This window comes from Lacrimispora sp., assembly GCF_032078915.1.
Taxonomy (GTDB): Bacteria; Bacillota; Clostridia; order Lachnospirales; family Lachnospiraceae; genus Lacrimispora.
In genome coordinates, this window is sequence record NZ_DAMAUN010000094.1 from 11,212 (window position 1) to 22,510 (window position 11,299).

Sequence of the window (11,299 nt, forward strand, 5' to 3'; positions counted from 1 at the left end):
CGTCCCTGGCACATCAGCTCATAGCTGAAGCCATTGGCACGAATGCTAAAGAAGGAGGCATAATAAGCCAGAGGATAAAACACCTTGCAATAGGCAATACGCCATGCCATCATAACATAGGCGGCAGCATGGGCCTTTGGGAACATGTACTTGATCTTTTTACAGGACCAGATATACCAGTCCGGAACTCCGTGGGCAGTCATCTCCTCCTCCCACTCCTTCTTTAACCCTTTTCCCTTTCGGACGCTCTCCATAATAGAAAAGGACAGTCCCTCTTCGATTCCCATTGATATTAAATAGACCATGATATCGTCACGGGTACAGATTGCCGTCTGAATGGTGGCTTTTCCCTCCTGGATCAGGGCCTGGGCATTCCCCAGCCACACATCCGTACCATGGGCAAGACCGGCGATACGTACCAGGTCAGAGAAATACTTGGGCTGCGTGTCAATCAACATCTGCATGGCAAAGTCCGTACCAAACTCTGGAACCCCGAGGGCTCCAAGCTTACATCCTCCGATATCCTCCGGCATAATTTTTAAGGCTGATGTATCCTGAAACAGCGACATGACCTCCTTGCTGTCCAGGGGAATATCCTTTACCGGATCAAATCCGATCAAATCCTGAAGCATACGGATCATGGTAGGATCATCGTGCCCCAGAATATCAAGCTTCAGTAAGTTGTGGTCAATGGAATGGTAATCAAAATGGGTGGTTACCGTCATGGTGGTCATATCATTGGCAGGCCGCTGAACCGGAGTAAAGGAATAGATCTCCTCTCCATGAGGAAGTACGATAATTCCTCCCGGATGCTGTCCGGTGGTTCTTCTGACCCCAACACAGCCTTGTACGATCCGGCTGATCTCACAATTGCGTTTTCTTACCCCATGCTCTTCATAATAATTTTTTACATAACCAAAGGCAGTCTTATCTGCCAGGGTACCAATGGTCCCTGCCCTAAACGTCTGGCCTTTGCCGAAAATAACCTCGGTATAATCATGAGCCTTACTTTGATATTCACCGGAGAAGTTTAAGTCAATATCCGGCTCCTTGTCCCCCTTAAAGCCCAGGAAGGTTTCAAAAGGAATATCGAATCCGTCTTTTGCCAGCGGACGTCCGCACACCGGGCAGACCTTATCCGGCATATCGCACCCCGCCATACCGGAGAACTGTTTTACTTCTTCTGAATCAAAATCATAATAATGACAGGACGCACAGTAATAATGCGGGCTTAAGGAGTTTACCTCCGTAATTCCTGACAGATAAGCGACAAAAGATGAACCGACAGAGCCTCGGGAACCTACCAGATACCCATCCTCATTGGATTTCCAAACCAGTTTCTGGGCGATGATATACATAACCGCAAATCCATTGGATATGATGGAATGGAGCTCTCTCTCCAGCCGTTCCGTAACAATTGTCGGGAGCGTTTCTCCATAGATGGCATGAGCCCTGTCATAACAGATTTTTCTTAAATCTTCATCGGAATTTTCAATGACGGGAGCGCACTTATCCGGGCGTACCGGAGAAATCTTTTCGCACATGTCGGCAATTTTTCTTGTATTTTTTATTACTACCTCTTCCGCCTTATTCGGCCCCAGGTATTTAAATTCTTTCAGCATTTCTTCTGTTGTACGCAGGTATAGAGGCGCCTGGTCGTCGGAATCCTTAAAGCCCTGGCCGGTCATAATGATTCTTCGGTAAACCTCATCCTCCGGGTCCAGAAAGTGAACATCACAAGTAGCGCAAACCGGCTTACCAAACTGCTCACCTAGGCTTACGATCCTTTTGTTGATGTCGATTAAATCCTGTTCCGACTTTATTGAACTTTTTTCATCCCTAAGCATAAATGCATTGTTTCCCAAAGGCTGTATTTCCAAATAGTCATAAAAGTGAACCAGCTTTGCAACCTCTGCATCGGAAACGCCACGAAGAAGGGCCTGATACAGCTCCCCTGCCTCACAGGCGGAGCCTATAATCAGTCCTTCCCGGTATTTATTCAGAACACTTTTGGGAATCCTGGGCCTTCTTGCATAAAAATTAATGTGGGAATAAGAGATCAAACGGTAAAGATTTACCCTCCCCACGTCGTTGGCAGCCAATATGATCACGTGATAGGTAGGAAGCTTTTTAATCATATCCGCCGTCATGGCGCTTAGACCATTAAGCTCGTCAAGGGTTTCCACGCCCCGTTCCCGGATCATTCTCACAAATGCCACGAATATCTCAGCCGTACAACCTGCATCGTCTACCGCTCTGTGATGGTTCTCCAGAGAAATATTAAGCGCCTTTGCAACCGTATCCAGCTTATAACGGTTAAGTTTCGGAAGGAGAAGCCTTGCAAGCGCCACCGTGTCTATGACGGTAGGATGAAAGGCCAGGTTAAGCCTGGATGCATTATAGGCGATAAAGCCCACATCAAAGGATGCATTATGAGCTACCAGGACCGAATCTCCGCAAAACTCCAGAAACTGAGGCAGTATTTCATCAATTTTGGGATAAGGAAGAACCATGTTGTCATTGATTCCCGTAAGCTGCTCGATCTCAAAAGGAATGGGCACATCAGGATTTACAAAGGAGCTGAATTTATCCGTAATGATCCCATTCATAATCTTTACCGCTCCGATTTCAATGATCCGGTTCCTGGAAGAACTGAACCCTGTTGTCTCGATATCGAATACTACATAGGAATCCGACAGGCCCTGGTTTCTGGAATTTTCCACAAGCTGCTTTAAATCATCTACCAGATACCCTTCCACGCCATAGATCAGCTTAAAGGAGTCTCCCTTATCCAGAGCATGATTTGCATCCGGGAAGGCCTGGACACATCCGTGATCGGTTATGGCAATCCCAGGCATTCCCCATCGCTTTGCCCGTTTTACAATATCCTTGACCTCTGATACACCATCCATATCGCTCATTTTCGTATGGCAGTGAAGCTCTACCCGCTTTTCAAGGCTGTTATCCACCCGCTTCCCGGTAAAGTCCTCGGATTTCTTGATTCCAACCACTGATCCGAGAGTCAGCTCACCGTCAAATTTATCAATGGTGGTAACGCCCTTGATGCGTATAAAGCTTCCCTGCACCACTGCAGCTTTTAAATCGTCAATCTGCTCTTCTCTGGCAAACATTTTCACCGTGATCGTATCTGTAAAATCCGTCACATCAAAGATCATGATGGTCTTCTGGCTTCTCAGTTCTCTGCTGTCCACAGTTAAAATCTTGCCTCTGATGGCAACTTCGCCGATCTCACCATCAATCTTTTCAATCTCTATGATTTCCCCGTCAAAGTCACGGCCGTATAATACATCCGGATTGTCCGAACGGCGTCCATAGGAGCCGCCGCCCTTCTTAAAGTCCTTCCACTCCTTTTTCCCGGAATTTAAATCGCCGGTCTTGGCAGCTTCCTTCTTCCCTCCCATACGCAGTGCAGGCGCAGGAGCCTGAGAAGCCTGGGAAGCCTGGTCTGCCGGAGCGAAAGCCGTATATTCTGCAGTCAGGGCATCCAAAGAAATGCCATCTGCCATGGAAGGACCGCCGGCTACCCCGCCGGTCCCGGCACCATGCTCAATCCGGTCTTCATCCTTTAGAATCGCAAAGGAGGTACGGCTTACAATTTCCTCTACCTCCCGCTGCATCTGAAGCTCTTTTTGCTTTGCCAGTTCATTTTCCTTGGGTTCCACATATTCATACTGGACTTCTACCGGCATGCTGCACCGTTCATGGAAAATCTTTTCCAGAACCCGTTTTAAGTCTCCGGCTTTTTCATGGGTAACAATGGTATCCTCCACCGTCATTTTAAGAAGATCCGGTTCAGGAAACTGGAAATCCGCCTTACGGAACATGTTGTATTCAATAATGCTGTAATTTTTAAGTTCCATTAACAGGCTATCCTTATAGGCCTTTAACAGCTTCTGCGGCGTGTACTGGCCCGATAAACGAAACCGTTCGATAATCTTTATGGTAATCCGCTTGGAGGGAAACAGCTGGTCCTTGATCCCCTTTTCCAGCCCGTAAATATTTTGTTTATGTATGAGTCTCGGGCTCATGAGGTAAATACGAATAGAGCTTCTATCCCTGCCTAAAGTGACCTTCTCCACTTCCACCAGATTTAAAAGCTCCCGTAATTCCTCCGTAATATGTAAACTTGGAAAAACCTCCAAAAACCGTTTTGTCATTCTATCACCTATTGCATCTTCATAAGCTCTTCCTTTAGGGCCTGGAGCAGTTCATCTTCCGGAACCTTACGGATAATTTCTCCTTTTTTCATCAAGAGTCCTTCTCCGATTCCTCCCGCAATTCCAAGATCTGCTTCCCTGGCTTCTCCCGGTCCATTTACCACGCAGCCCATAACAGCTACCTTAATATCCAGATGGTCGAATTCCGAAACCAGTTTTTCCACCTGGTTTGCCAAAGAGATCAGGTCGATCCTGGTCCTTCCGCAGGTCGGGCAGGATACCACTTCTACACCGCCTTTTCTTAAACCAAGTGTCTTTAAAATCAGCTTTGCAGTCTTCACTTCCTCCACCGGGTCTCCTGTTAACGATACACGGATGGTATCTCCGATTCCTTCATGAAGAATGATTCCCAGACCTACCGAGGATTTGATTGTCCCGGAGACATAAGTGCCTGCTTCGGTTATTCCCACATGAAGAGGATAATCCGACTGTCTGGCAATCAGTTCATGGGCCTTGACGCACATGAGCACATTGGAAGATTTAATGCTGATGACAAGATTTTCATATTCCAGGTCTTCAATCATCCGTACCTTTTGAAGAGCGCTTTCCACAATACCTTCTGCAGTCACCCCACCGTATTTTTCAATCAGATTCTTTTCAAGGGAACCGCTGTTTACACCTACCCGGATGGGAATTTCATATTCCCTGGCCTTTTCCACAACCGCCCGGACCCGGTCGGCGGATCCGATATTTCCTGGGTTTATCCGGATCTTATCCGCTCCGGATTCTATGGAAGCAATGGCCAGCCGGTAGTCAAAGTGGATATCCGCTACCAGTGGAATGGAAATCTGCTTCTTTATCTGCTTTAAGGCGCCCGCCGCTTCCATGTCCGGCACTGCAACCCGGATGATATCGCAGCCAGCCTCTGTCAGGGCTTTAATCTGATTTACTGTCGCATCCACATCCTGTGTTTTCGTATTGCACATAGACTGGATCAGGACCGGATTTCCTCCGCCGATCATCCGGTCTCCGATGCGGATTACTCTAGTTTTCTCTCTGCTCATACGTTCCTCCATTCTGCATATACCTCAAAACCGGAAGCAACCCGCTGCGCGAGTTCCATCCGGTTATTGCGGCAGACTTCAAGGGAATATGCATGCATATTCCTTTGGCTAACTGCCTGAGTAATTATGGTTTCTCACGTAAACCTGCTGATATCGTTAAACACCACAAAAATCATGAGGGCCATAAGGGCAGCCATACTGATTAAATTAACCAGGCCCTCCTTATCCGGATCCATGCGCTTGCCTCTGATGGCTTCAATAATCAGAAACAAAAGCCTCCCTCCATCAAGGGCGGGGATCGGAAGAAGATTCATAACGCCTAAGTTTGCGCTCAGCAGGATACACATGCTGATCACATTCATAAGTGCCGCTACAACACTGACCGTAAGTCCAGCCTTAACAGAATCATCAATCATGACAACAATGCCCACCGGACCGCTTAAATCATTAACACTTGCCTTGCCGGTAAAGAGCATGCCAAGGCTTTTTACTGTCAGCTTTACATCGTATTCCATTTCCATGTAACCGTATTTTACCAGCTCGCCAAAAGAGGCGGCCTTTTTATTCTCCGGTGCAATGATAATACCAATCAGATATTTTCCGCTTTCCTTTGAATACTGTGGATTAACGGAAACAGAATGAATGCTTTCAGTTCCGGTCGTTGGATCCATTCTGGAATATTCCACAAGATTCATCTTTTCTTCAGGCTTTAAAAGCTTATAAAGAATGTAATCCCGATACATGGATACACTTTCCCCATTGATCCGGAGCAGCTTATCTCCCGGCTGGATTCCTGCCTCATAAGCAGGTGAATTTTCTGTTACTTCCTTTATATAGGTCGTATCATATCCGTTCATCCCTACAAGAAGTACAGCCAGGAAAAAGGCTAAAATAAAATTAAAGATAGGACCGGCTGCAATGACTGACATCCGGGCCGGAATCGATTTATTCTGGAATGCCCGCTCATCGGGATTTTCCTCATCTTCTCCCAGCATCATACAGGAACCGCCCAAAGGCAGCGCCTTTATGGAATAAATAGTCTCACCTTTTTTAAAACGGACCAGCCTTGGTCCCATGCCGATTGAAAACTCAACCACCGCGATTCCGTTCATTTTTGCGAATAAAAAATGTCCTAATTCATGAATTAATACGATCAGCCCAAAAACCAGAATCGCTACGATAACGCTGGACAATTTACCACCTGCTTTCTATATATTCATAAGCTGCAGCCTCTGCTTCAAGAATTTCCTCTACTGTTGGATTCTCTTTTACAGTATGCCCGTTCATAGCTCCCTCTATCATATCAGTTATGGCTGGATATGAAATTTCTCTGTTTAAAAATTTGGCAACTGCCCGTTCATTGGCAGCATTGAAAATTGTTGGAAGTGTTCCGCCTTTTTCCCCGGCAATATATGCCAATTTTAAACCTGGAAAATTTACCATATCCGGTTTTTCAAAAGTTATTTGATTTATGGTCCAGAAATCCAGACGATCTCCGGGAAGAAATCTCCTCTCCGGATAGAAAAGTGCATACTGGATCGGAAGCTTCATATCCGGCGTTCCAAGCTGGGCCATGACTGCTCCATCCTCAAACTCCACCATGGAATGAATTACGCTCTTAGGCTGGATCACCACTTCTACCTGGTCCATCTCCACCCCAAAAAGCCATTTTGCCTCCATCACTTCAAGTCCCTTATTGACCATAGTGGAGGAATCAATGGTAATTTTCCTGCCCATAGACCAGTTGGGATGATTTAACGCATCCTCCACCTGCACAGACTCCAGCTCTTTTCTGGTTTTTCCCCGGAAAGGACCACCGGACGCTGTCAAAAGGATCTTATGTATGGCTTTTTTATCTTCTCCATTTAAGCACTGATAAATGGCGCTGTGCTCGCTGTCCACAGGGAGAATCCTCACTCCCCGTTCCTTTGCTAAAGGCATAATGATGTGCCCGGCAGTTACAAGGGTTTCCTTGTTGGCAAGAGCAATGTCCTTTCCCGCCTCAATAGCTGCGATGGTAGGACGGATTCCAATCATACCAACGATGGCAGTGATTACAATTTCTGCAGAGCTTTCTGTGGCAGCTTCCATAAGGCCATCCATTCCGGAAACAATGCGGACCGGCAAATCCTTTACCGATGCCGCCAGCTCCCTGGCCTTATCTTCTCTCCATACGCATGCTGTCTTTGGATGAAATTTTCTGATTTGCTCCTCTAACAGGCGGATGTTACTGCCTGCCGCCAAGGCGGTCACTTCTATATCTTTTTGATTTTCAGCCACCTCCAGAGTTTGTTTCCCGACTGATCCAGTTGAACCCAGGATTGCTATTTTCCTCATCTTATGCTGCTTACTCCTTTTCTTTTCCAATTTACCGATTTTTAAGCCAAATAATCTTTTAACGTAAAAATGTTACTGCAAAATAAATGGCAGGCGCCGTAAAGAGCATGCTGTCAAAACGGTCCAGAATTCCCCCATGGCCCGGAATCAATTTTCCATAGTCCTTTACTTTATGATTGCGCTTGATTGCAGATGCAGCCAGATCCCCAACCTGGGAGATTACCGCCCCAATGGCACAAGCCAGTCCACAGGCTGCCTGCGGATTACGGATCTCTGTCATGGCTCCTCCAAAAAGAGTTGCATACAGGATACCCAGAAGAGCTGCGCCGGCCACTCCGCCGATTGCCCCTTCTATGGATTTTTTAGGGCTGAGTACAGGAGCCAGCCTGTGCTTTCCTATAAGCATACCCACACAATAAGCACAGGTATCACACCCCCATGAGCTTAAAAATACCAGCCACACCAGATATTTCCCGTCTGCCATGGAACGGACCTGATAAAGGTAGGACAGCATGACTGCAACATAAAAAACTCCAAAAAAGGCAACTGTCACCTCTTCCATCTGATATCTTGGAAAGGCAAATACATAAATACTCATAAGGGCCATCAAAAAGGCAATGGACATGAGCATCATAAACTGCTCTCCATGAAACCACAGCAGCCCATAATAGGACAGGGCCGTTAAATATCCCATAAATCCCAATGGGTTTTTCTGTATCTTCATCACGCGATACAACTCAAACAAACCAATCATAGATATGGAAAGGGTTGTGGCAAAAAGCAATACTCCCCCGCTTCCAACTGTAAAAAGAGCTATGATAACGAGAATGACTCCGCTTATCAGTCTGGTTGTAAACATGGTGTTTCCTCCCTCCGAATCACTTCACTCCCCCAAATCTTCGTTCCCTACTATTGTACGCTGCAATTGCCTTTTTCATTTCTTCCATATTAAAATCAGGCCAAAAGCAATCCGTAACATAGAGTTCCGTATAGGCCAGCTGCCACAGTAAATAATTTGATAGCCGCAGCTCCCCGCTGGTGCGTATAAGAAGGTCCGGGTCCGGAAGTCCTTCCGTGTCCAGATAAGAAGAAAAAACCTCTTCCGTCATATTCTCCGGCAAAAGCTTTCCTTCTGCCGAATCCTTCATAAGTTTCCTGGCAGCACGAACAATCTCATCACGGCCGCCGTAATTAACAGCAATGACAAAGGTCAGGCCTGTATTATCTTTCGTCTCTTTCACCAGTTTACCGATTCCCTCTATAATATCCTGGTCAAACCGATCCTTATCACCGATCATCTTTACACGCACATTATTGGCTTTGGCGACCTTCAAAAGCCTGACCATATAATAGCGAAACAGCTGCATTAAGGCTCCTACTTCATCTGAGGTACGTTTCCAGTTTTCCGTTGAAAAACCATAAACCGTCAGATACTTAATTCCAAGCCTTGCTGCATCCTCTACCGTTCTTTCTACGGTCACGCATCCTTCCTTGTGGCCCACGCTTCTTGGAAGCCCACGCTTTTTTGCCCATCTGCCATTGCCATCCAATATTATAGCCACATGCTCCGGAATCACCATATTCTCATTCATTTTGTCCATATAATGCTGCTCCTTTTAAAACAGAATAAAGAGTCTGCAACGCAGACTCTTGCGCCGGAGCGCGGTTTCTTTAGCAACCAATACTTCCTTAGCGCTAGTGCGCATCCTAACGGAGCGCTGTTTTATATATCAGGGAATTCCCTGATATATAAAACAGGACAGGCAAAATGCCTGCCCTTGTTCAAGATTTTATACAGTAAGAAGATCCTTTGACTTTTCCTCAATCATTTTGTCTACCTGGGCGATCATCTTGTCTGTCAGCTTCTGAATTTTGTCTTCAGCCTCTGCCTGTTCGTCTTCAGAAATTTCCTCTGCCTTTAACTGCTTTTTAAATAGGTCATTGGCATCACGGCGGATGTTACGGATAGCGACCTTGGAAGCCTCTCCTTTTTTCTTAACATCCTTAACCAGATCTTTTCTGCGTTCCTCAGTAAGCTCCGGAAATACAAGGCGGATCACATTGCCGTCATTGGTGGGGTTGATTCCCAGTTCAGAAGTGAGAATTGCCTTTTCAATTGCCTTTAACAGGCTCTTCTCCCATGGCTGGATTACAATCATACGGGCTTCCGGAATAGAAATGTTGCCGACCTGCTGGATAGGAGTCGGTGTACCATAATAATCCACTCTTATTTTATCCAGAACATGTGGGTTGGCACGTCCTGCGCGGATTGTCATATAGTCATTCTCCAGCGCTTTTAATGTCTTGTTCATCTTGTCTTCGTAAACCTGTAAACTCTCCTGCATATCGTCCTCCTGATTTATGCGGTAACTATGGTACCGTTTATTTTTCCCTGCATTGCATTGGCAATGCCATCTTTTTCATTTAAGCTAAATACCGCAAGGGGCATTTTATTTTCCATACACATGATGGAAGCCGTTAAATCAATGACACCAAGCTGCTTCTCGATGACCTCCTGAATGGAAATCTTTTCATATTTAACAGCATCGGGGTTTGTCTTCGGATCACTGTCATATACACCATCAATGGATTTTGCCAGTAAAATATAATCTGCCTCCATTTCAATGGCGCGAAGCGCAATGCCTGTATCGGTTGAAAAATAAGGATGGCCTGTTCCTCCGGCAAAAAATACAACTTTCCCCTCATCAAAATACCGGTTAGCCCTGTCCTTGGAAAAAAGTTCTGTCATGGAACCACACTCAAACGGGGTCAGTATCTGTGTACTCATCCCGGCATTACGGAAAATCTCAGAAACATAAATGCAGTTCATTATTGTAGCAAGCATGCCAATCTGATCCGCCTTAGGACGGTCAATGGCATCGCTGGTTCTGCCTCTCCAGAAGTTACCTCCGCCAATGACAATGCCTACTTCGACACCTGCATCTACGGATATTTTAACCTGCCGTGCGACCTCCTTAACAGTCGCTTCGTCAAAGCCCGTCTTATTCGCACCAGCAAGAGCTTCGCCACTAAGCTTTAATAATACACGTCTTGGATTCATAGCCTTAACTCTCCTGTACTTTTGTATTGTCTTAGGAGATTATAACATACTTTCCCAGGGTTGGAAAGAGGAAGTTTGCAGGCTGGGAATAAAGACCGGGCAAAAACAAAGCACCCGGGAAATAATCCCCGGATGCTTTCTTAAAATTCAGATAATCCTTACTATTCCATGGTAGCATACTGGAAGAACCAGTATCCATATGGTGAATACCATGTACCCTTTAACTTAGGATCCTGTAACCATGGCTGGCTGTAATAAGCAACCGGAGCTATAGCGGAATCCTCTATAATCATGTTCTCTGCTTCGTGCAGCAATGCATAGTGCTTTGCAACATCAGGAGTGGAGTTTGCTTCATCAAGCTTCTTATCAACTTCAGGGTTATTGTACTTACCATCGTTATTACCGCTGGTGGACTTAAGTAAGTTCAGCATATTGGATGGATCGTCATAGTCTAATAACCAGCCGTTACGTGCGATCTGGAAATCTCCTGCACGACGGGTAGGTGTAAAGGTAGACCATTCAACGATCTTAATGTCCATAGTAATTCCCAGTGCTTCCTTCCAGCAGCTCTGTAAATACTCAGCTAATGGTTTATGGAACAGCTGGTCATTGGTCATGTATTCAATGGTTGGAAATCCCTGGCCATCTGGATATCCGGC

9 protein-coding genes are annotated in these 11,299 nt (G+C 45.9%); all 9 read right to left on the reverse strand.

Annotation, left to right across the window (positions count from 1 at the left end):
* Positions 1–4,178, reverse strand: a 4,178-nt coding sequence (locus RT269_RS25180; RefSeq protein WP_313186783.1) for a PolC-type DNA polymerase III, incomplete at its 3' end; no start/stop codon positions are given.
* 8 nt (positions 4,179–4,186) lie between these two features.
* Complete coding sequence (ispG, locus tag RT269_RS25185; RefSeq protein ID WP_313186785.1) at positions 4,187–5,242, reverse strand: flavodoxin-dependent (E)-4-hydroxy-3-methylbut-2-enyl-diphosphate synthase; 1,056 nt, start codon at positions 5,240–5,242, stop codon at positions 4,187–4,189.
* A gap of 134 nt (positions 5,243–5,376) precedes the next feature.
* Positions 5,377–6,435, reverse strand: a complete 1,059-nt coding sequence (gene rseP, locus RT269_RS25190; protein ID WP_313186787.1) for an RIP metalloprotease RseP — start codon at positions 6,433–6,435, stop codon at positions 5,377–5,379.
* A 1-nt stretch (position 6,436) separates the two neighbouring features.
* Entirely contained in the window at positions 6,437–7,579 is a 1,143-nt protein-coding gene (locus RT269_RS25195) for a 1-deoxy-D-xylulose-5-phosphate reductoisomerase (protein WP_313186789.1), read from the reverse strand.
* 58 nt (positions 7,580–7,637) lie between these two features.
* A complete protein-coding gene (locus tag RT269_RS25200; protein ID WP_313186791.1) occupies positions 7,638–8,438 on the reverse strand; it encodes a phosphatidate cytidylyltransferase in 801 nt (266 codons plus the stop codon).
* Between the two features lie 19 nt (positions 8,439–8,457).
* Positions 8,458–9,180 (reverse strand): isoprenyl transferase, encoded by a 723-nt coding sequence (locus RT269_RS25205; RefSeq protein WP_313186793.1) that lies wholly within the window; start codon positions 9,178–9,180, stop codon positions 8,458–8,460.
* A gap of 189 nt (positions 9,181–9,369) precedes the next feature.
* The gene (gene frr, locus RT269_RS25210; protein WP_025232849.1) at positions 9,370–9,924 is read right to left on the reverse strand and encodes a ribosome recycling factor; all 555 of its coding nucleotides are present in this window, start codon (positions 9,922–9,924) and stop codon (positions 9,370–9,372) included.
* 14 nt (positions 9,925–9,938) lie between these two features.
* Entirely contained in the window at positions 9,939–10,640 is a 702-nt protein-coding gene (gene pyrH, locus RT269_RS25215; RefSeq protein ID WP_313186795.1) for a UMP kinase, read from the reverse strand.
* A gap of 161 nt (positions 10,641–10,801) precedes the next feature.
* A partial coding sequence (locus RT269_RS25220) for an ABC transporter substrate-binding protein (protein WP_313186797.1) occupies positions 10,802–11,299 on the reverse strand: 498 nt, incomplete at its 5' end.